Raw genomic sequence first — 21,531 nt, 5'->3', positions numbered from 1 at the left:
CATGACCCGCAAGATCCGCAAAATCCTCGTCGCCAACCGCGGCGAAATCGCCGTCCGCGTCATCCGCGCCTGCCACGACCTCGGCATCGGATCGGTCGCCGTCTACTCCGACTGCGACCACGCCGCCCTCCACGTACGCATGGCCGACGAGGCCTACCACATCGGTCCCTCCCCGGCCGCCGAGAGCTACCTGGTCCATGAGAACATCATCGCCGCCGCCCGCCGCGCCGGGGCCGACGCCATCCACCCCGGCTACGGCTTTTTGGCCGAGAACGCCGACTTCGCCCGCAAGGTGGTCGCGGCCGGCCTCGTCTTCATCGGTCCGGCCCCCGAGACCATCGCCCTGCTCGGCGACAAACTCGCGGCCCGCGAGGTGGCGCAGAGAGCCGGTCTGCCGGTCACGCCCGGCGCCCGACTCGACGGCGCCGGCGGGGAAGAGGCGCTCGCCGCCGCGCGCCAAATCGGTTTTCCGATCCTCGTCAAGGCCGCCGCCGGCGGCGGGGGCAAAGGCATGCGCATCGTCGCCGCCCCCGGCGAGTTCGCCGAGGCTCTCGAAAGCGCCTCCCGCGAGGCGAAATCGGCCTTCGGCGACGGCCGCGTGTACATCGAAAAATACCTTGCCCGGCCGCGCCACGTCGAAATCCAGATCCTCTGCGACCGGCACGGCAACGCCGTCCATCTTTTCGAGCGCGAATGCTCCATCCAGCGCCGCCACCAGAAAGTGATCGAGGAGTCCCCCTCGCCGATGATGACCCCCGAGCTGCGGGCGCGCATGGGCGACGCCGCGGTCCGCCTCGCCCGGGAGAGCGGCTATGTCGGCGCCGGCACCGTCGAATTCCTCGTCGACCGGGACCGCTCCTTCTACTTCCTCGAGGTCAACACCCGTCTCCAGGTCGAGCACCCGGTGACCGAGATGGTGACCGGCATCGATCTCGTCGCCGAACAGATCGCGGTTGCGGAAGGGGAGCGGTTGCGCTGGCGGCAGGAGGACATCCGCCTGCACGGCCACGCCCTCGAGTGCCGCATCTACGCCGAGGACCCCGAGGAGGGCTTCCTCCCCTCGACCGGCACCCTCCGCAACTACCGCGCTCCCTCCGGCCCCGGCGTGCGGGTTGACTCCGGCGTGGTCGTCTACTCGGAAATCCCGGTCTACTACGACCCGATCATCGCCAAGCTGATCGTCTGGGGGCGCGACCGCGACGAAGCCATCCGGCGCGCCGGCCGGGCTCTCGTGGAATACCGCATCGGCGGCGTCCAGAGCACGATCGAGTTCCACCGCGCCGTCCTGCGCAACCCGAAATTTCTCGCCGGCGACCTCTCCACGCGCTTCCTCGAGGAGGAATTTCCGGAGAACAACTACCTCGTCCTCGATGACAAGCTCCGCGAGCAGATCGCGATCGCGGCCGCTCTCGAGACAGCCGCCCGCGAGCGCACGATTATTGTCCAGAACAACGCGCGCGGCGGCGCGGCCCCCTCCAACTGGGTGCTCGTCCACCGCCGCTCCGTCCTCAAACCGTTCAGCGGGAGCCGCTGATGCGCCGCTATCTCATTACTGTCGACGGCCGGGAATTCGACATTTCCCTTGACCCCAGCATGCAGTCGGGGCGCCTGCTGTGCAACGGCCGTCCCCGCGAAATCATCACCCACCTCCTCGGTCCCAGCCGGGCGCTCGTCCTCATCGACAACGAATCGCTCGAGGTCGATGTCCGGGCGAACGCCTACGACACCAAGAAGACGCTCTTCGTCCACGGCATGGAAATCCCGGTCACCATTGAGGACTACCACCTCGCGCAGTTGCGCAAGACCGCCGGCATCCGCTCCGGCGCCGAGATCGACCGCGTTCTGCGCGCCGCCATGCCCGGCCTGGTGCTGGAAGTCAAAGTCCGGCCGGGGGAGATCGTCCGCAGGAGCCAGCCCCTGCTCATCATCGAGGCCATGAAAATGGAAAATATCATCAAGGCGCAGGGGGAGGGAACCGTCAAGACCGTCTTCGTCGCCCCCGGCAAGTCGGTCGAGAAAAACGACAAACTCCTGGAGTTCGCGTGATGTCTGACGATACGAAACTGACCACCTCGGGGATTCCCATTCCGGTCACGGCGACGGCCGCCGACGCGCCCGCTGCCCCCGGTCCCCGGCACGCCGGCGAGTACCCGTTCACCCGCGGCGTCTACCCGACCATGTACCGCGGCCGCCTCTGGACCATGCGCCAGTACGCCGGCTTCGGCACCGCCGCCGAAACCAACCGCCGTTTCAAGTACCTCCTCCAGCGCGGGCAGACCGGCCTCTCGGTCGCCTTCGACCTCGCCACCCAGATCGGCTACGATTCCGACCACCCCATGGCCGCCGGCGAGGTGGGCCGCACGGGAGTCGCCATTGACTCGCTCGCCGACATGGAGAAGCTCTTCGACGGCATCCCGCTGGACAAGGTCTCCACCTCCATGACCATCAACGCCCCGGCCGTCATCCTGCTCGCCATGTACATCGCCGTCGGCCGCAAGCAGGGCGTGCCCGCGGCGCAGCTCTCCGGCACTGTTCAGAACGACGTGCTCAAGGAATTCATCGCCCGCGGCACCTACATCCTGCCGCCGAAACCCTCGATGAAGATCATCACCGACATCTTCGCCTACGCGGCGAAGCACCTGCCGAAGTACAACACGATCTCGATTTCCGGGTACCACATCCGGGAGGCGGGCTCGACCGCGGCGCAGGAGGTTGCCTTCACCCTGGCCAACGCCGTCGCCTATGTCGAGGCGGCGCTCGCCGCCGGCTTGTCGATCGACGACTTCGCGCCGCGCCTGTCGTTTTTCTTCGCCGCCCACAACGACCTCTTCGAGGAGGTGGCGAAATTCCGCGCCGCCCGGCAGATCTGGGCCGAGCTCGTCCGCGACCGCTTCCGTTCCCGGGATGAAAAGTCGATGCTCCTGCGGTTCCACACGCAGACCGGCGGTTCCACCCTCACCGCCCAACAGCCCGAGAACAACATCGTGCGCACAGCCATCCAGGCCCTCGCCGGCGTTCTCGGCGGCACCCAGTCGCTGCACACGAACTCGTACGATGAGGCTCTCGGCCTGCCGACCGAGAAGTCGGTGGAGATCGCCCTGCGCACCCAGCAGATCATCGCCCACGAATCCGGGGCCGCCGCCACCGTCGACCCGCTCGGCGGCTCTTACTACATCGAGTACCTGACGGCCGCGATGGACAAACGCATCCGGGCGCTCCTGGCCGAGATCGAGTCGCGCGGCGGCGCAGTCGCCTGCATTGAGAACGGGTATTTCCGCGACGAAATCGCCGCCGCCGCCTACGACTTCCAGCGCCGCGTCGAGACCCGCCGCCAGATCGTCGTCGGCGTCAACGAGTTCACCTCGCACAGCCCCGGTATCCCGGCCGTCCTCAGGGTCGATCCCGAACTGGAACGCAACCAGGTCCGGGAACTGGCCAAACTCAAAGCGACCCGCGACCGCAAAGCCGTCGCCGAATCGCTGGCCGCCGTGCGCGACGCCGCCCGGCAGAACAAGAACGTGGTCGAACCGATCATCGACGCCGTCGCCCACTACGCCACTGTCGGCGAAATCTCCGACATCTTCCGCGAGGTATGGGGTGAGTACCATGAAAACCTTTAAGCTCCGCCGCCTGGCGTTCGCCGGCGCGCTCCTGGCCCTCGTCGGCTGCGGCGGCCAAAGCGACACCGACACGGCCGACTCGGCCGCGGCCGCCGGGGCCGATTCCCTGACCCTGGATAAGCAGCTCGAGGTCCAGATGAACGCCGTCTTCGACCGCCTGCGCTACGACGACAAGTCCGGCCTCTGGGAAAACGAGTTCGAATACCTGCGTGAGGAGCGCACCTTCGACGACTACGTCACGCAGCCCTATATCGCGAACGCCTCGGCCGACTCCCTCGTCCGCATCGAGGTGACCTCGGTGGAGCGCCTCGGCGACTCGGCCGTCGCCCGCGTGCTCGTTCACTTCGACAACGCCGGGCGGAAATCGGTGATCGATGACAAGGTCACGCTCTACTGGCACCAGGGGAAGTGGATCAAACCGACGATCTCCCGACTGAAAGACCAGGCCGCTTTCGACAGCGTTCGCAACGCCGCGATTGAGGCCGCCAAGAAGGAGTCCGGAAACTGATGGCTTCAGACATGATCTCCCACGTCGGCATCGCGGTCGCCGACCTCGACGCCGCCGTCGCCCGGTACCGCCTCCTCACCGGCGGCGCGGCCCCCGTCATTGTGGACGTCCCCGACCAGAAAGTGAGAGTCGCGATCTTCTCCGGGGGGGAAGGCGCTCCCGGCCACGGCGGCGGCCGCATCGAACTGGTCGCCCCCGTCTCCGACGACAGCCCGGTGGCCAAATTCATCGCCAAACGCGGCGAGGGCCTCCACCACATCTGCCTCTATGTCGCGGACATCGAGCGCAAACTGGCCGAACTGAAAGCGGCCGGGGCGAGACTCATCGACGAGACTCCCCGCTGCGGCGCCGAGGGAAACCGCATCGCCTTCGTCCACCCGGCCGGCAGCCACGGCGTCCTGCTCGAACTGGAGGAACACCCTACGGCGCTCTAGGCGGCTCGGGCGCCGCCCGCGCGAGGCGCCGCCGCTGCCGCAAGAACAGCACCACCGCCGCCGCTCCGATGAGGAAGACGAGAAACCACTGCATATCGGAGCGCGCCGGCGCAAATACCTGCGCCTCCTGCGGCCCGTTGTAGCGGAAACCCGACTGCATCCGCTCCAGCTCCGCCCGCAGCGCCGCGTCCGCCCCGGGCGGGGCCTGCGCCCACAGGCTGAACAGGAGCTGCGATCCGTCGGGATGGCGGTAGAGGATCCCCGCCAGCCGGTGGTACACCGCCGCCCCCGTCGCCGTGTCGATCGTCTGGAACTCGACCGCGAATTCGGCCCGGTTCTCTGCCTGCTGCCCCGTGCTCGTCAGCAGCACGGCGTTCGGCATTTGGAGGACCACGCTGTCGATCATCCGGCTGACCGAGACCTGGAAATCGGCCGCCCCGCCGATCCGTTCCCCCGGGTCGAGGCGGGTCTCAAAGACTAGCAGCCGCGCCCCGCTTGCTTCGTTGTGCAGCACCGCCGGATACGACGCCGGCTCGCCCAGCACCCGCCAGCCCCCGGGGGCCGGCAGCGTGACGGAGTCGGGGAGGCTGACGAAGCGGTTGCCCGCCACCGCCAGCGCCAGCACCGCGACGAGAGCGAGGATCATGCGTCCCCTGCGAAATTCTTGCGGAGGACCTCCCGGACGATCCGCACCCGCTCACCGATGAATTCCTCCCGGCTCTTCGCGGCCGCGTAGATGAACCCCCGGCCGGCTTTGCGCCGCGAGAGCAGCCCCTTTTCGGCCAGCCGGTTCAGCACCGTCATGATCGTCGTGTACGCCCGCCCGTCGCTCTCTCCCAGGAGAAACAGCGCCTGCTTGACCGTGAGGCTCTCCCGCTCCCAGGCCAGGTCCATGAGCTGCGCCTCGGTCGGTCCCAGGAACACCTCGAGCCCGCGCCCCCGCGGGTCAAAATGGAAATGCCCGCCCGCCGTCAGCGTTTCTCCTTGCGCCGGTGCGTCACGACCATCGACAGACCCAGCGCCACCAACGCCAGCGGCCAGAAATACCCCCAGATGTCGCCCTGGATGTACCCGAGACGGTCCAGGAGCATGAGCAGTCCGAGCACGACCAGCAGCAATCCGATAAACATGCCGACCTCTCCTGCTTACGGTGTTCGATCCCGTCCGGGCGCGGCGCCGTTTCAGGCCGGCCGCCGCCCCCGGATTTCCGCCAGCCGCGCCGCCACGACCGCCGCCGCCGCTTCCAGCATCTCGCGGTCCTCGGCCGTGAAAAACGCGGGATGATTCGAGTCGATATCGATTTCCCCCAGGCACTCCCCGCCCTCCAGGAGCGGCACCACGATCTCCGACCGCGTCGTCAGCGAGCATGCGAGAAACCGCGGGTCGGCGTGCACGTCGTCCACCACGATCGATTTCTTCTGCGATGCCGCCGCGCCGCAGATTCCCTGGTGCAGCGCAATCCGCGTGTGCGGCGTCGGCGGCCCCACGTACGGCCCCACCTCGAGCACCCCGTCCCGCAACAGGTAGAACCCCGTCCAGTGGTAGCCTTCCGAGTAACCGTCGATCAGTTCCGCTGCGGCCCGCAGGACGGCCGTCTCCGAGTCCAGGTCGGCCGCTGCCGTCCGGATGCTCTCCACCAGCTTAAGCCGAGCGGGCGTCATCCCAGCGCCTCCCGAAAGGCGCGGTAATTTTCCCGAGGCGCCTCCGGCTCCACCGCGCACCCGGGCGCGAGGACCACCCGCGCGCCATCGTGCGCGCGCATCAGTTTCTGCACCTGGAAAACCACCTCCTGCGGCGTCGCGTGGAGGAACCACCCGTTGCGGTCGATGCCGCCGGCGAGCGTCCGCCCCGGCAGCGCGTCGTACGCCTTGTCGAGCGGAAGGTTGGTCGGATCGTCGGCGTCCCAGTTGTACAGCCGGCAGGGGTAGTCCGCGGCCGCCAGCTCCCGGAGGTAGTTCTCGCTCCCGCACACGTGGAGCAGGTTGAGGGCGTCGGCTTCGGTTGCCCGGAGCACCTCGCGGTCGTAGGGTATGCCGAAGGCTTCGTACTCCGCCCAGGAGATCGTCTGCCGCGAGGCCCACTGGGTGGTGGCGAAAAACAGCCCGTCCGCCCCGGCGTTGCGGATTTCTGCCGCGTACGCCCGGAAAGTCTCGGTGATGGCCCGCAGCGCCCGGTGGATCCGCTCCGGGTTCGCCCGCAGTTCGGCCGCCAGGAGCGCCCCGTCCGGCACCATCCGCCCCGCAATCGCCAGCGGCGAAAAGACCGTCATCAGCACCGGCACCTCCCGGCCCACCCCCTTGCGCACCAGCGCCACCGTTCTGAGGTGTTCCGCCAGCACCGGCGCGGCGGGGGAGAGGGGGCGGATCCGCTCCCAGTCCTCCGGCCGATTGACCGGGAAAGCCGTCTTCCGGTGCTTGCGGAACTCGTTCCGCGACCACTCCTGGCGGAGTCCCCAGTCTTCGACGTGGTAGTCGGCCCGCGGGTTGACCTTGACGAAGTCCCAGTCGAAGGTTCTCTGAAAGCCCACCATGGCCTCGGCCGTCTGCGCGGCGTCGTGCTCCATGTGGAAAAAGTGCCGCCAGGCCGAGCCGGCGAACCGGTCCGGTTTCTCGCCCGCCAGTATTATTTCGATCCGTTCGCGGTGGGAGTACCTGGCCATCGGGTGTCCTCTCGTCCGGGTCGGCTGCCGGCGCCGCTTCCGTTTGCGGGAGGCGCGGGTCCCGCCCGCCGGCTCGCCCGGCCGGGCTTGCGCGCCCGGCCGAGAGCGCCCGGTTTCACTCGGAAACGACCCAATATACGCCGCCCCCCCGCCCTCGTCAACGGCCTGTTTAATCCGTGCGCAATCGCCGCCGTCCGCCTATAATGTCCGCCCCGCCTGCCGAAACTATCCTATGATACGGTCAATCCGGCAACAGGCAGCATCGCTGGGAGAACCCATGGACGCGCGCATTCTGGTGATCGACGACGAAGAATCCATGTGCCGATTCATGGAGATCATGCTCAACCGCGAGGGCTACGCGGTCGACACCGCGGCTTCCGGCCGCGACGGTCTCGCGCTGCTGCGCGACCGCGCCTACGACCTCGTCATCGCCGATCTCAACATGCCCGAAATGTCCGGCCTCGACGTCCTGCGCGAGGTCCGCTCCTTCAAGGCCGACCAGGACCTCATCGTCATGACCGCCTACGCCACCGTCGACACCGCCATCGAAGCCATGAAACAGGGGGCCGTCGACTACGTCACCAAACCTTTCAAGGTCGACGCTATCAAGCTCACCATCGAGAAAGCCCTCAGCCGCAAAAGGCTCATCGACGAGAACCGGGTGCTCAAGGAACAGCTCGCCGAGGGGGCGTCTTTCGCCAACTTCATCGGCGTGTCCGAGCCGGTCGCGCAATTGAAGAAGCTTGCCGCCCGTATCGCCGCCTCCGACTCCACCGTTCTCATCCGCGGCGAATCCGGCACCGGCAAAGACCTCATCGCCCGCGCCATCCACCGCCACAGCAGCCGCGCCAAGGGACCCTTCGTCACCATCAACTGCGCCGCGCTCCCCGAAAGCCTCCTCGAGTCGGAGCTGTTCGGCCACAAGAAGGGCTCCTTCACCGGCGCGGTCAAGGACAAGGACGGTTTGTTCAAGGTGGCCGACGGCGGCACGTTTTTCCTCGACGAGGTCGGCAACACCTCCATGGCCATCCAGGTCAAACTCCTGCGCGTGCTCGAGGACAAGAAGATCACGCCCGTGGGCGACACCCGGCCGCTCGAGGTCGATGTCCGTCTCATCGCCGCCACCAACGCCGACCTCGAGGCCGAGGTCAAGGCCGCCCGCTTCCGGGCCGACCTCTTCTATCGGCTCAACGTCATCCCCATCGCCATCCCCGCTCTGCGCGAGCGGGCCGACGACATCGACCTGCTGGCCCAGCACTTCATCGACCGCTGCTGCGCCAAGCTCGGCGTGCCGGTCAAGCGCCTCACCGACGAAGCCCGTCTCCTGCTCCGCAATTATCCCTGGCCCGGGAACGTCCGCGAACTCGAAAACACGATCGAACGGGCCGCTCTCCTCAGCCGGTCCGAGACGCTTGATGTCGGCGATTTCCCCGACAAACTCCGCGAGCCGTCGGCCGCCCCGGCCGGTCTCATCCAGCCCGACCAGCCGGCGACTCCGACCCTCGAGTCGATCGAGAAGGCCTACATCCACTACGTGATGAGCCAGACCGAGGGCCGGAAAGCCGAGGCGGCGCGGATCCTCGGGATCGACGCCTCCACCCTGTACCGGAAGATTCAGCGCTACAACCTGACCGACTTTGTCACCCGAAAGGATAAACCGTCCGGCACTCCTGACGGCGCCTAGGCGAAGATTGCACAGGCCGCGGGAATGCCGCTTGCACATACCAGGGCTAAAGCGAACCGAAAGGGAAGAGGATCTGGATATGAATCGGATACGGAACAATCGCGGTTTCACCTTGATCGAGCTGATGATCGTCGTCGTCATCATCGGCATCCTCGCCGCCCTCGCCATTCCACGCTACATGACCGCCAGCGCCAAGTCCAAGCAGAGCGAGGCCAAGGCCATCCTCAAGCAGGTCTACGAGGGCGAGCGCGCCTACTTCCACGCCTCCGAGAACAACACCTACTGGACGCCGGCCGCCCCCGCGAGCGCGGGGAACCGGACCGCCTTCGCCGAATTGTGCGTGGAGATCGGCGCCTCGGCCCGCTACACCTACACCATCACCACGGCCGCCGGCTCCTTCACCGCCACCGCCACGGCCAACATCGACGACGACGCGGTCCTCGACACCTGGACAATCAACGAGCAGGGCGTCCTCACCAACACCGTCAATGACATTCTCGTCTCCTGATCCCGTCCGACGGGCGTGGGGTCCTCTGATGGCCATCGATCCGTGCGACGGCACGTCTCTCCGGAGGCGCGCCGTCGCTTCGTTTTGGCCTCCCCTCCCGCCCGCCGCCGCTCCTGCATCCTGCAAGGACTCTCGCAAATTGCCGAGTTCCCCGGCCGACAAAAACCGTCGAATCTGTCGGCCCCTCGCCATAGCCCGCCGGCCCTCCCGAAAACCTATACCGCCGCAAGGCTTTCCGGCCCCCCAATCTGTTCAATTTTCCGACGGCAAAAGGTATGGACTTTGCGATAGGATCAGCCGACACAGATGCTGAAGTGAAAGCTGGAACCTGAATCACCGTACTATAGGAGGTCAGCATGTTCTCAACCATCCGCAACCGCAAAGGTTTCACCCTGATCGAGTTGATGATCGTCGTGGTCATCATCGGGATTCTGGCGGCTTTGGCCATCCCGCGCTTCATGCAGGCGTCGATGAAGTCCAAGCAGTCGGAAGCCAAGGGTATCCTGAAGCAGATCTACACGATGGAGCACGCCTACCGCCAGGAGCATGACGTATACGTGACCGATCTGAACACGATCGGCGTCGAGCTGCAGCCGCAGCCGCCGCGCCGCTACGGCTACGTCATCGCTCTGAACGGGACCGGGTTCACGGCCACGGCGACCGCGAACCTGGATGATGACGCGACCATCGACACCTGGACGATTGACGACGGCGGCATTCTCCAGTGCACCGTCAACGACGTCACGGGTTGATAGGACGACTTCACACCTCCCTACCGGAAGGGGCGCCCGCTCGCGGGCGCCCCTTCTTTTTGCGCAACTTTCGCCCGGCCGCCGCCGATACCTCTATTGTAGTTGCTTTCTCCCGCCCCACAATGCTAGGATACCGTATGACCAACCTGCGCTTTGTACCGCTTGCGCTGGCGGTGCTGTGCCTGCCGGCCGCCGGCGCCCCGGGCGAACCGCCCCCGGAGATCTGGGGCCTGACCCACCTCGCCGACTACCTGGCCCTCACCCCGGCCGACATCAGCTTCCGCCCCGACTACACCGAGCCCGACTCCTTCCGCCTCCAGGTCCTCTCCGGCCTCATGGAGAACCCCCTCGGCATGATCGACTACGCCGCCGGTCTCCGCCGTGCCTACACCAAAGGCCAGCCCGAGGTGACGGCCGCGCTCCTGTCCCGCGATCTCGCGGTGGTCGGCCGCCCCGACCGCACCCCGCCGTACCGTCCGACCGGACCGGAAATGCAGCAGGGCTATAACCTGTTCTACGCCAGCCCCGGCCTGAACCAGCTCATGGCCCGGGCCGGTCTCTACCTCGACGTCATCTTCCCCCGGTCCGCCGAGACGGCCCTGGCATCGCTCAGCCCCGCCCAGCGGCGGTTTCTCACCGCCGAATTCAAGGAACTGCTGGTCAGTCACGCGGAGGAGGAGTTCTTCACCCCCGAGCAGCTTGATTCGGTCGAGAAGATCGAGGAGAAGTACACGGAGGAGTTCACCGCTTTCGGCTGGCGGATCGACAAGGACCCGATCCTCACCGCCGGTTTTGACTGCCTCCGCGACCTGATGCCCGAAATCGCCGCCCTTCGCCGCGACCTCGCCGCCGGGACCCTGGACGCCGGCGCCGTGATGAAAGGTCTCGGCCAGATCCCCGAGAAAGGGGTGGGCGAGGAATCCTACCTCGGCCGCCAACCCGGTTGGAAAGTCGGCGGCCCCGGCCCCGACTACTACGAGGGGGACTACTGGTTCATCTTCGATTTCGGCGGCGACGACGTCTACCGCCTCTCCTACGACCCGGCCCGCCCCCACGGCGTCATCATCATCGATCTCGCCGGCGATGACCGCTACCGCGGCCTCACCGATTTCGCGCTCGCCTCCGGCTGCCTCTCCGCCGGCCTGCTCCTCGACTTCGGCGGCAACGACCGCTACGACGCCCAGTCGTTCGCCCTCGGCTCCGGCTATTTCGGCTTCGGCCTCCTCTACGACGCGGCCGGCGACGATCGTTACGACGGCGACACGCACGTCATGGCCGCCGGCTCGTTCGGACTCGGCCTGCTCATCGACGAGGGGGGCCGCGACTGCTATAACGCCGCTCTCTACGCCCAGGGCTTCGGCTTCACCGAGGGCATGGGCGTGATCTACGACACCGACGGTTCCGACAGCTACTATGCCGGCGGCAAGTACAAGGACATCCTCCGCTATGAGGACCACTACCTCTCGCTCTCGCAGGGCTTCGGCTACGGCCTCCGCCCGTGGACCTCGGGCGGCATCGGCGCCATCATCGACGACCGCGGCAGCGACGCCTACTACACCGACATCTTCGGCCAGGGCACGAGCTACTGGTGGTCGCTCGGCGTCATCTACGATTCCTCCGGCAACGACACCTACAACTCGTTCCAGTATGCCCAGGGTTGCGCTACCCACATGACCCTCGGCGTGCTCATCGACGACGCCGGGAACGACGCCTACATCGGCAAGGGCCTCATGCAGGGCGTCGGCCACGACTACTCCTGCGGACTCCTCCTCGACCGCGCCGGCGACGATCTCTACACCGCCTGGGACCTCTCGCAGGCGGCCGGTTCCGCCAACGGCGTCGGCATCCTCATCGACAACGCCGGCGCCGACCGCTACTTCATCCGCAACGCCGACAACACGCACGGCTACGGCAACCCCCGTCGAGATTTCGGCTCGATCGGCCTGTTCCTCGACCTCGGCGGCGAAGACCTCTACAACGGCTACGGCGGCGACAACCTCTACTGGCGCACCCCTTCCCAATGGGGCGGCGGCATGGACATCGAACGCGCCCCGCGCCCGGACAGCGCCGTCATCGGGGAGGTGCAGTGATGTTTTCGGATTTCAAGAATCAGGACACCCTTCAGAAGCCCAGGACCGCCTCGGACGGCCGTGCGTCTCACGCTGACCCGGCGGCCCGGCGGCCGCTGTGGCGGCCCGGCGGCCGGGTGCGCACCCTCATCGGCGGCCTCCTGTTGGTGATCGTCCTTGCCCCCGCTCTGAGCGCGCAGATCGACCTCCAGCACCGCATCGACTCGCTGTTTGTCATCGCTTCCTCCGGCGAGGTGCGCTACCAGAAGTTGACCGGCCCTGCGATGGACTCGATCGCGGCTTTTGGCCAGCCGGCGGTCCCATACCTGATCGACAAGTTCGACACGAAATCGGCCCGCGACCGCTGGACGATCATCTGGATTCTCCAGCGCATCGGCTCTCCCGCGGTTCCCGACCTGGTGCGGGCTCTCGATCGCGCCGATCCGCTCGTGGTCTCGCGCGTCGCCTGGGCGCTCGGCGACATCAAGGACACCGGCGCCGTTCTCCCGCTCATCGCCAAGAGCACCCACGCCGCCTGGCAGGTCCGCGAGGAGACGATCGGCTCTCTCGGCGACATCGGCGACCGGCGCGGCGACAACGCCATCCTGGCCGCCTTGGGCGACTCGATCGGCCAGGTGCGCAAGGCGGCTGCGGTCGCCGCCGGCAGGCTGAAAATCCTCGAGGCCGCCGCGCCCCTGGTCCACCGGTTCGGCGATCCCTTCTACGGCGCCCGCCTGGCCGCGGTCGACGCCCTCCTGCAGCTGGACACCGTGCTCAGCCTGCCCGTCCTCATCGATTCTCTGGCCTCGGCCGACGCCTTCGTGAGCGCCCTCTCGGCCGCGGCCCTCGGCCGCATCGGCGCCGACCGCGCGCTCGACGCGCTTTTCCGGCAGGCGACGGAGGATCCCGACCCGGCCCGGCGCGTGCCGGCCGCCTGCGCCCTCATCGAGGCCGACCCGCTCGATCGCTGCCGCTACCGCGAGAAACTGCTCGCCGCGCAGCCTGACCGCCTCGGGCGCCTGAAAGTGGAGTCCGCCCTGAAAACGGCCCGCCATGTCGAAAAAGGAACTGCACAGTAAGCTCGACCGGCTCCGCGGCCACATCGTCGCAAAACCCGCGGCCCCGCCGCCCGAGGTTCTCCCGGAGCGCTGCCGGGTGCTGGCCGAGCGGCTCGATGGCGAGGCGGTCTGCACCGCGCGCGGCGGTTTTGTCCTCATCCGCAAACGCTTTCCCCCTGTCTACACCCACGGCGAGATCGCGCTGGCGGATTTCGCCGCCCGCACCGACTTCCCCGCCTCCGCCTTCACCGCCTCCGACGACCCGGCCCGCCTCCCCGTCGCCGACCTGCGCTTCTTCGACCTCGAGACCATCGGCCTCGGCGGCGCCGGCACAGCCGCTTTTCTCGTCGGCCTCGGCGCTCTCGTCGAGGGCGGCTTCGAGGTCCGCCAGTATCTGCTGCCCGACTACGATGACGAGGCCGCGCTGCTGGCCGCGGTCGCCGAGGAATTCTCCGACCGCACCGTCCTGGTCTCCTACAACGGCGCCGCGTTCGACCTCCCCATCCTCCTCGACCGCTTCACCATCAACCGCGTCGGCCGGGAGATCCCCCGCGCCCGCCACGTCGATTTGCTCCACGCGGTCCGGCGCCTGTTCCGGCGGCGCCTGCGCCAGTGCGACCTCGGCAATATTGAGCGCGATGTCTTCGGGTTCCGCCGTTTCGACGACATCCCCGGCTACCTCGTCCCCTCCGTCTATTTCGACTGGCTGAGCGATCACAAACTCGACGAGATGGAGAAAGTCCTCCAGCACAACCGCCACGACATCGTCTCGCTGTACTTCCTCGCCGCCGTCCTCGCCGAGGTGTTCGAGTCGCGAGGGGAGAGGCTCTCGGAGATCGACGATCTCCACTCGCTCGCCCGCGTGTTCAACCGCCGCCGCGATTTCGATCTGGTCGTCGATCTCAACCGCCGGGTGGAGAGTCTCGCCGGCACTCCCGACCCCCTGGCCGATCATCCGGACCCTCGCGCCGACCGCGCCCAACCGGGCGGTCACCCCGGCGCCCGTGCGCTCCCCGCCGATGTCCTCTTCTTCCACGCGCAGACTCATAAGCGCCGCGGGGAGTATGACGAGGCTGTCGTGATCTGGAAGCAGCTCGCGTCGTCAATCCCGGCCCCTCCCGCAACCGGTCCCGCTACCGGTCCCGCGTCTCCTCCCGCCACCGGTCCCGCGCCTCCTCCCGCCACCGGTCCCGCGACCGGCTCTTCTCATTTGTCATTCCCGCGAAGGCGGGAACCCAGGCACACCCCGACCGGAGCTTCGGACTTGCCGATCAGGCACAACCTCCCCGCCGATCAGACCCCCTCCGGTCCCGGCCTGACCTCACCCGCCGATGCCGGAACCCTCCTCCGCGTCGCCTACCGCGCCTGCCTCGAACTCGCTATCCACTATGAGCACCGCGCCAAGGAATTCGCCCTCGCCCTCGCCTATACCCGCCGCGCCGAATCCCTCCCCGACCTGAATCCCTCGCGTCGGAGGAGTCTGCAGAAGCGCCGGGATCGCCTGGTGCGAAAGCAGGAGGCGTGAGCCGGCGGCCCCGCTGTTCTGATTGCACTTGACGCGCTTGGGCAAAAGCGACAAATTGAGCGCTGTTGGAATGCACGATCGCTAATCGCGGGGCGTCGGCTCCATTATTGCGCCAGGAGGATGTATGAGCGACTTCGCCGAGGATGATGTCACCAGAAGCATAGCGCCGCTCGCCGAGGGCCAGATTGTCGGCCACTTCCGCATCGAGTCCCGCATCGGCGCCGGCGGCATGGGAACCGTGTTCCTTGCCCACGACATGGATCTCGACCGCAAAGTCGCTCTCAAGCATCTGTCCCCGGAGCTTGCCCAGGACGAGCAGTTCCAGGCGCGCTTCCGGCGGGAGGCCAGAATCCTCGCCAACCTGAACCATCCGAACATCGTCGGCATCTACGAGGTCTTCCAGGCGGGCAACCGCTCGTTTATCGCCATGGAATACGTTGACGGCCGTCCCTTGAGCGCCCAGCCCGACCGGCCGCTTGCTGAGATTTGCCAGACGGCCGTTGAGATCGCCTCCGGGCTCAAGACCGCCCACGACGCGGGTATTGTGCACCGCGACATCAAACCGGCCAACATTCTGGTAGGCCAGGACGGCCGGGTAAAGATCCTCGATTTCGGTCTGGCCAAGCGTACTGACGATCAGGACATCACCCGCACCGGGGGGACCGCGGGCACCTTCGCCTACATGTCTCCCGAACAGGTGCGGGGAACGGCCGTCGACAGACGTTCGGACATCTTCTCGTTCGGAGTCGTGCTGTACGAGATGGTCCTCGGCCGCCGCCCGTTTCGCGGCGAGTACGCCGCGGAAATCGCGCACAGAATTGTCGCCGAACCGCCGTCGGCCCTCGATCCCGCCGGGACCGGCATCCCTCCGGAACTGCTCCGCATTATCGGCCGGTGCCTGGAGAAGGACCCGGTGGATCGGTATCAGGAAACCGGCCAGGTGGTCGACGACCTGAAGCACTTCCAGCGCGTCCTTTCCGGGTCCGGCGACCCCTTTGCCGTCATCTCCTCGCCCCGGAGCGGAGTCGGCGCCGCGCCGGTCGCGGATGCTCTCGACGCGTCGCAGATTCCCGCGCGCCCGCCTCAGCCGAAACCGCTCTTTCTGCTTTTCGGCCTGGGCCTCGCCGCAGTCGGTGTGGCGCTTCTGCTTGCCTTCACCCCCCAGCCGCTATCCGAACTCGAGCGGGCTACGACCGCACCTGCGCAGGTGGAAAAGGCCGCCCTTGACCTGGCGCGGCGTGACCACAGCGGCCTTTTGGGTTTCCGATCCTACACCGTCAGCGATGCCGACGCCGAGCTTCAGGAAATCAGGGAGTTCCTTCGTCCCTCCGACCGCGAGTGGGAGGCGCTCAGCCAATGGCGGCCTGCCCAGTTTTACCGTACCGCTGCCGTGAGCGCCGATCAGCAGGAACGGTACGACGTGCTCACGACCCTCGATGGCCGGTGTTTTTCCTTCAGCCATTCGCTGCGCCCCGACCGGAGGTCCGATTCCGCGTCCGTTGATTCGCTCCGGAGCGCGGCCGGGCAGTATGCGCAGGCATTTCTCGGCCGGGACCTCGATTCCCTGAGAGAAATGCCGGTGGCCGTTTCCTTCTCCGCAGGCGTCGCCCAAACGAGCTTTCAGTGGGTCGAGCCCGATACTCTCCTGGCCGGGGCCGTGGGAGAAGTCCGTGCGACGTTCTCCGGCGCCGCCCTCACGGACATTCGCTCGACTGCGGCGTTCCCCGAGGTTCTGCGTCGCACCATCGCCAGCCGGGGCCCGGACTGGATCTCTACCGGCACTTTCTGCGCGGTCACGCTGGCCTTTTTGGCTGCCTGCATATTCGTCACCAAAAAGAGGATGTGGCAGTTCCCGTCCCCGTCGGTCCTCGTCGCCGCTTACGCCCTCATGGTAATCGGCCTGCTGGGCGGCACCGGGGCGTACGAGAAATTCGCTGATACCGGCACGGCCGGCGTGCTGACCCATGTGCTCCTCCTTCTCGTCCTCTTTGCCTTCTTGGCCGTCGCCGTGTATCTGGTCATCGCCGCCGTTTATGGTGTGGTCGGGCGTGTCAAACCGGGCCTCCTGGCCGGACTCGCGCCCCTCCTGAAGGGGAGGATGGAGCGCCCTGCTCTTGCCGCCGCCGCGAGTACCGGGTTTGTCTGCGGCGCCGCGCTGTATGTGGTGTGCATGCTCTACCGCCATTCGGCCGCGGTCCTGTTCGATACGGCCGGCAGCCTGTCGTCGTCTTCCGAGTATGTGAATTCCGGCGTGCAGGTGCTGTCTCTGACCATCCTGGGGCTGCCTTTCACATGCGCGGCGGTCGGCCTGTTCGTTCTCCTGGCTGAGATTCTGGAACACTATACGCCGGTCGGCAAGAGAGCCTGGCTGCTGTTGACCCTGGTGGTTACGGTGCTCGTGGCTGCCAACCAGACGTCCGCGGCCGGCGACAGCGCTGTGGATTTGCCGGCGCTGTGGCTGGTGATCTTCATCTTTGTCTCGGTCTGGCTGACCAATCGCTACGGCCTGTTCGCCGGGGCTCTCGCGGTCGTCGTTTACAACCTGGTGGACAGCGCCGTCATGTTGGCCCACTATGGCCACGGAGGGTTCCTCAAAGACTCCCTGCTGTGTCTCCTTCTGTGGGGTGTGCCCGCGGTCTACGCCACCTACTACGCGGTGCGTCGCCCGGCCCCGGCCAAGTAGGTTCGGAGCCGCCCGCTCGCGACCGCCGGCCCGGCTGCGCGGGGCCGGCGTTTTTTCCCGCAACACGCCGCCGGGACGGCACTGCCTGCGGGCGCCCGATTTGCCGGCCTGATTCTCGCCCTTCGTCTCAACCCCTTGCTCATTCCGCCGATAATACTCATATGACAGACGCCAAGACGCCCGCCATGACCGAGCAGGATCTCTTCCAGATCATCCTCCGGGATCACGAGGAGTTGGCCTCGCTGCCGCAGTCGCTGGCCGAGGTACTCCGGCTGGCCCGCGATCCTGATTCTTCCGCCCGCGACCTGGCCGCCGTGCTGATGCGCGACCCCGGTCTGACGACCAAACTTCTCCGGCTGGCCAACTCCCCCTATTTCGGAGCCGGCCGCCGGATCAGTTCGGTCACCCAGGCGGTTATGACCCTCGGGATGCGCGCCGTGACCGCGCTGGCGCTCTCGGCCTCGGTCTACGACCTCACCGGCAAATGGGCCGGGGCCGTCGACCGCCTTCGCTTCTGGCGCCACTCGCTGGCGGTTGCGATCGGCGCCCGGAGTATCGCCGAATCGATTCGCTACGAGTGTTCCGAAGAGGCGTTCGTCGCCGGCCTCCTGCACGACATCGGTCTGCTCGTGCTGGAAAAATCGTTCCCCGAGCGCTATGCCCGGCTTTGGCGGCAGGCCGAGGCGGGGGAGAGCCTGCCCGATCTGGAGGATCAGGTCTGGGGCACCAACCACGCCCGTGTCGGCCAGTTCCTCCTCGAACAGTGGCACATCCCGGAGGCGGTCTGCTCCGCGGTCGGCAAGCACCACACCGAGTACCCGGCCGATGACCACGACCCGGCCTTCCGCCTTCCGCAGATCGTCGCCCTCGCCAACGACATCGCCCAGTTCACGATTGTGAAGGCGCGCCCGCTCCACGCCCAGCACATGGATCGCCAGGACATCCTCTGTGGCAACCTCAAGATCGATGCCGACCGGCTGCAGAAGATCCGCGAGGATCTGCTCTCCCGGACCATGCAGGAGGCGGCCTTCCTCGAAATCGAAATCGGCTCCAACGAGGTGCTCCTCACGGAGGCCAACCGCATCCTCTACCACCAGTTCATCGCGCTCGAGCGGCTGCTGCGCGAGAACCGCGCCATGCAGCGCGAGATCGCCCGCGGCCAGCTCGAAAAATCCGCCCTCGAGACCCTCAAAACCATCACCGCCACCTTCAATCACTACATCAACAACGCGGTCGGCGCTATCCTCGGCCGCGCCCAGCTCGTCCAGCACGATATCCGTCGGGGCACGTTCGCCCGGAATCCCGAGAGCGCGCTCGAATCGATGGAGATCATCGTCAACGGCGTGAAGACGATCCGCTCAGTGATGGAGGAGCTCACCAATCTCTCCGCCTTCAAGACCACCGTTTACTACGACGACACGTACATCATCGACATCGAAAAGAAGATCCGGAAAAAAGTCGAAGCGATCGGCGACAGCCCGGCCCCGGCCGCGAAGTAAGCGGTTGGACACCAATGGATTAGATGATTTATCGAAAGTCGGAGAGAAGCTCTGAAGGGTCGCCCCGCGGGCTCAGTCTTCCCCCACCACGATCCTGGTCCGCGTTCCCGTAATCGTCAGTTCCGGCCGCGCTTTCCCCAGCGCCAGCTCCGCCACAGTCGTCGTTCCGGCCTGCTTCAGCGACAGGGGGTAGGATGACTCGATCTTGCCGTCGACCGCAGTCGCCCGCATGAGCAGGTCGATGCCCGGTTCCAGCGTCAGGTTGATCACGCCGCCGGTTGAGCGGATCGCCGATGGTCCCTGCAGCGGTCCCGACACGCTCACCGTAATTGGTCCGTTGGAATTAGTCAGGCTGATCGGTCCCGAGAAGTCGGTGGCCTGGATGGGAGCGAAGGAGTTGCCGGCCTCGATCCGCCCGGTGATGTCGGAGATCACAATCGGGGCGTGGCTGTTCTCGGCCGTCACCGACCCCTTCACGTACGCGATCTGCATCGGCTGGTACCGGCTGGTCAGCCGGCAGTTTCCCTCGGAGTGCTGGACCTCCACCTGGCCGTTGGAGTTGTCGACGCTGATATCCCCTTGGTGGTAGCTGATGCGCACCTGGCCGCTGTTGCGGATGTCGACGGGCCCGGCGCACTCGGCCAGCTGCACCGATGCGTACTCGTTGTCAATCGTCACCTCCCCATCGCAGCCCTGCAGCTCCACCGGCGTACGGCGCGCGGTGATCGCAATATGCCCCTCGACTCCGGTCAGACGCACCGATCCCATCTGGCACGTCAGCCCTACCCGCCCCACGATGTCGCTGCCGGTCACGTCGGCGTGTTCGGTGGTGAGCATCACATCGTTTTCCAGGCTTTCGAGCACAACGCTGCCGAACGGACTTGTCACGATGAGCGGGTTGTCCTGCGGCACCATGACGGTGAGAGTCCGGTTCGCGGCCTTCTGGCGGGTATCGCGCAACTCGGGCATCAGGTAGCCGACCTCGTAGCCGCTGCCGGACCGTTCGAGCCGAAGGCGGACTTCTTCCGCGAGCGCCTCGGCCGCTTTGCGCGAATCGGCCCCGAGCGTGATCTCTCCCCGCACCAGGAGCAGCTCCCGGTCCCACCCGATCAAGCGCAGGTCGCCGTTCGGGTTGGTGATCGTGATCGGCGCGCGCGAGGCGACCCGCAGGCTGTCGCCGTACTCCCGGACCACCTCGGTCTTTCCCCCGGCGCCCGTGAACACGATGTTGCGGTCGCCCACCACCACCGGCGTTCGAGGCGGGGCCGGTGGTTTGGCCGACGCGACATAGACCTGCGGGATCACCGCACACATCGAATCCCCGAACAGCGAATCAAGGTACTCCAGCTTGGCCAGCTGGGCGGGGTCGAAATCAAACGTGAAATCGAAATCCGGCACCGCCACCTGGACGTTCCCGTCGCGCCCCAGCAGTCTGACATAGACCTGCCGGAGCTTCTCGGCGTCGACCTGCCCGGAGTCGCTGGCTTGCTGGAAACAGAAATAGAGCTCCGGCGGCAGCCCGTCATTTTCCGAGGGGAGGTCGGCGAGCTCCGATTCGAGCTGGATGGTGATGGCCTCGAGGCTGCGCCCCAGATTCTCGCTCAGGGCATAGGCGCGCCGGTCCGCCCGCACCGCCTCCCGCTGGGAGTCGAGGGCCGCGCGCACGCGGCTCAGGTCCCCCTCCAGTTGCAGGGCGTTTTTCAGGTACGCGCCCGCGGCGAGCCGCTCCATCAACACCTGCAGCTCTTTCTGCTCCGCGGTCACCGTGCTCGCCGCCGTTTGCCCGCTCCGACCGGCGGAGCGCGACTTGACGGCCGCCTCCGCGAGGTACCGGTTGTAGTCCTTCATCACCTCTTTGAGCTCGTTGAGCAGCTCGAGGTACTCGCGGCCGAGATCTCGGACCTCGCGGCTGAGGCGCTGCAGCTCCTCGCGCCGGGCGTCTTCCGCACGATCCTGATGCCGGTCGCCCGCTGGCGGCGGCGGAGGAAGCGGGGCCTGAGCCCACACCGGGCCGGCCGGGGAGAAACCTCCCATAAGAACACACATGACCGCGACCGCCGTCGCCGCTCCCGCCCTTCGGCCTCGGCGCGCGCCGCACCGCAAGCCGGCCTGCAGGAATGCTCCCGCACCTGTCCGGTTCGGCTGATCTCCGCCGAATCGCGGTATGCTTGCTCCTACGCCTGCGGCAGTCATGTCCGTGTCCTTTCCGCCACCCGCGGGATCAGTCAACATCCCACGGGTTCTCGACCATCGGCGGTTCGCCGACCGGCAAATGGTCTTTCAACCCAATGAGTTGGCACATATTTGCCAAGATCAAGTCCTTTCTTTTTCTACACGCGGCCGGCCATTTTCTTCCCGCCGGGTCAATCCCGGCGCCGACCGTCACGCGGCTTACGTGCGCTCAGGCACACGTACCCTAGCTTGGATACGCAGCGAGACGCAATTGGTTTCCTTTGCAGAGGGGAAATCGGCGCTGGGGTTATTCCGCGTCGGGCCCCGCAATCGACTGATTGGTAACGCCTTACGTGATTC

Annotated in this window: 19 protein-coding genes; 13 read left to right on the top strand and 6 right to left on the bottom strand. The window is 66.7% G+C overall.

All coding sequences use genetic code 11. From position 1 onward, the window contains the following. The first annotated feature begins 1 nt into the window (after window position 1). From accC to mce, 5 genes are read left to right on the top strand one after another with little or no spacing between them, the layout of a single operon-like run. Entirely contained in the window at window positions 2-1,534 is a 1,533-nt protein-coding gene (gene accC / locus KA261_02905) for an acetyl-CoA carboxylase biotin carboxylase subunit (GenBank protein MBP7696737.1), read from the top strand. Then, window positions 1,534-2,046: a hypothetical protein gene (locus KA261_02900; GenBank protein MBP7696736.1), complete on the top strand. Its 513-nt coding sequence runs from the start codon at window positions 1,534-1,536 to the stop codon at window positions 2,044-2,046. Before accC ends, KA261_02900 begins: the two co-directional genes overlap by 1 nt. Then, window positions 2,046-3,620, top strand: coding sequence for a methylmalonyl-CoA mutase (locus KA261_02895; GenBank protein MBP7696735.1), 1,575 nt, complete (start codon window positions 2,046-2,048; stop codon window positions 3,618-3,620). Before KA261_02900 ends, KA261_02895 begins: the two co-directional genes overlap by 1 nt. Beyond that, a complete protein-coding gene (locus KA261_02890) occupies window positions 3,607-4,128 on the top strand; it encodes a hypothetical protein (protein MBP7696734.1) in 522 nt (173 codons plus the stop codon). Before KA261_02895 ends, KA261_02890 begins: the two co-directional genes overlap by 14 nt. After that, window positions 4,128-4,562 carry a methylmalonyl-CoA epimerase gene (gene mce / locus KA261_02885; GenBank protein ID MBP7696733.1) on the top strand — a complete coding sequence of 145 codons (435 nt, stop codon included), beginning with the start codon at window positions 4,128-4,130 and terminating at the stop codon, window positions 4,560-4,562. The genes KA261_02890 and mce overlap by 1 nt, the downstream gene beginning before the upstream one ends. Here mce and KA261_02880 read toward each other — a convergent pair. The 5 genes from KA261_02880 to KA261_02860 are packed head-to-tail and all read right to left on the bottom strand — an operon-like array spanning window position 4,549 to window position 7,221. Next, window positions 4,549-5,208, bottom strand: coding sequence for a hypothetical protein (locus tag KA261_02880; protein ID MBP7696732.1), 660 nt, complete (start codon window positions 5,206-5,208; stop codon window positions 4,549-4,551). The genes mce and KA261_02880 overlap by 14 nt on opposite strands. Then, entirely contained in the window at window positions 5,205-5,486 is a 282-nt protein-coding gene (locus tag KA261_02875; GenBank protein ID MBP7696731.1) for a BlaI/MecI/CopY family transcriptional regulator, read from the bottom strand. Before KA261_02875 ends, KA261_02880 begins: the two co-directional genes overlap by 4 nt. Window positions 5,487-5,533: 47 nt before the next feature. Continuing rightward, window positions 5,534-5,692 (bottom strand): hypothetical protein, encoded by a 159-nt coding sequence (locus tag KA261_02870; protein MBP7696730.1) that lies wholly within the window; start codon window positions 5,690-5,692, stop codon window positions 5,534-5,536. A 51-nt stretch (window positions 5,693-5,743) separates the two neighbouring features. After that, the gene (locus KA261_02865; protein ID MBP7696729.1) at window positions 5,744-6,223 is read right to left on the bottom strand and encodes a GAF domain-containing protein; all 480 of its coding nucleotides are present in this window, start codon (window positions 6,221-6,223) and stop codon (window positions 5,744-5,746) included. Further along, window positions 6,220-7,221 (bottom strand): hypothetical protein, encoded by a 1,002-nt coding sequence (locus tag KA261_02860; GenBank protein MBP7696728.1) that lies wholly within the window; start codon window positions 7,219-7,221, stop codon window positions 6,220-6,222. Before KA261_02860 ends, KA261_02865 begins: the two co-directional genes overlap by 4 nt. 277 nt (window positions 7,222-7,498) lie before the next feature. Between KA261_02860 and KA261_02855 the strand changes: the two genes are divergently transcribed. The 8 genes from KA261_02855 to KA261_02820 all read left to right on the top strand — a co-directional run bounded on the left by KA261_02855 (window position 7,499) and on the right by KA261_02820 (window position 18,999). Further along, window positions 7,499-8,905, top strand: a complete 1,407-nt coding sequence (locus tag KA261_02855) for a sigma-54-dependent Fis family transcriptional regulator (protein ID MBP7696727.1) — start codon at window positions 7,499-7,501, stop codon at window positions 8,903-8,905. A 79-nt stretch (window positions 8,906-8,984) separates the two neighbouring features. Next, on the top strand, window positions 8,985-9,413 hold the full coding sequence (locus KA261_02850; GenBank protein MBP7696726.1) for a prepilin-type N-terminal cleavage/methylation domain-containing protein: 429 nt from the start codon (window positions 8,985-8,987) through the stop codon (window positions 9,411-9,413). Window positions 9,414-9,781: 368 nt separating this feature from the next. Beyond that, window positions 9,782-10,165, top strand: a complete 384-nt coding sequence (locus KA261_02845; protein ID MBP7696725.1) for a prepilin-type N-terminal cleavage/methylation domain-containing protein — start codon at window positions 9,782-9,784, stop codon at window positions 10,163-10,165. A 137-nt stretch (window positions 10,166-10,302) separates the two neighbouring features. Then, window positions 10,303-12,255 carry a hypothetical protein gene (locus KA261_02840; protein MBP7696724.1) on the top strand — a complete coding sequence of 651 codons (1,953 nt, stop codon included), beginning with the start codon at window positions 10,303-10,305 and terminating at the stop codon, window positions 12,253-12,255. After that, complete coding sequence (locus KA261_02835; GenBank protein MBP7696723.1) at window positions 12,255-13,313, top strand: HEAT repeat domain-containing protein; 1,059 nt, start codon at window positions 12,255-12,257, stop codon at window positions 13,311-13,313. Before KA261_02840 ends, KA261_02835 begins: the two co-directional genes overlap by 1 nt. Next, a complete protein-coding gene (locus tag KA261_02830) occupies window positions 13,288-14,817 on the top strand; it encodes a ribonuclease H-like domain-containing protein (GenBank protein MBP7696722.1) in 1,530 nt (509 codons plus the stop codon). Before KA261_02835 ends, KA261_02830 begins: the two co-directional genes overlap by 26 nt. Before the next feature lie 124 nt (window positions 14,818-14,941). Next, window positions 14,942-17,500, top strand: a complete 2,559-nt coding sequence (locus KA261_02825) for a serine/threonine protein kinase (protein MBP7696721.1) — start codon at window positions 14,942-14,944, stop codon at window positions 17,498-17,500. Between the two features lie 161 nt (window positions 17,501-17,661). Beyond that, complete coding sequence (locus KA261_02820) at window positions 17,662-18,999, top strand: HDOD domain-containing protein (protein MBP7696720.1); 1,338 nt, start codon at window positions 17,662-17,664, stop codon at window positions 18,997-18,999. A gap of 72 nt (window positions 19,000-19,071) precedes the next feature. Here the strand turns inward: KA261_02820 and KA261_02815 are convergent, their stop codons facing one another. Beyond that, window positions 19,072-21,033: a hypothetical protein gene (locus tag KA261_02815; GenBank protein MBP7696719.1), complete on the bottom strand. Its 1,962-nt coding sequence runs from the start codon at window positions 21,031-21,033 to the stop codon at window positions 19,072-19,074. Window positions 21,034-21,531 lie beyond the last annotated feature (498 nt).

Source organism: Candidatus Zixiibacteriota bacterium (genome assembly GCA_017999435.1).
In the GTDB taxonomy this organism is placed as follows: Bacteria; Zixibacteria; MSB-5A5; order GN15; family FEB-12; genus JAGNLV01.
Note: the sequence above shows the minus strand (reverse complement) of the source record. Positions and strands in the feature narration are given on the sequence as shown.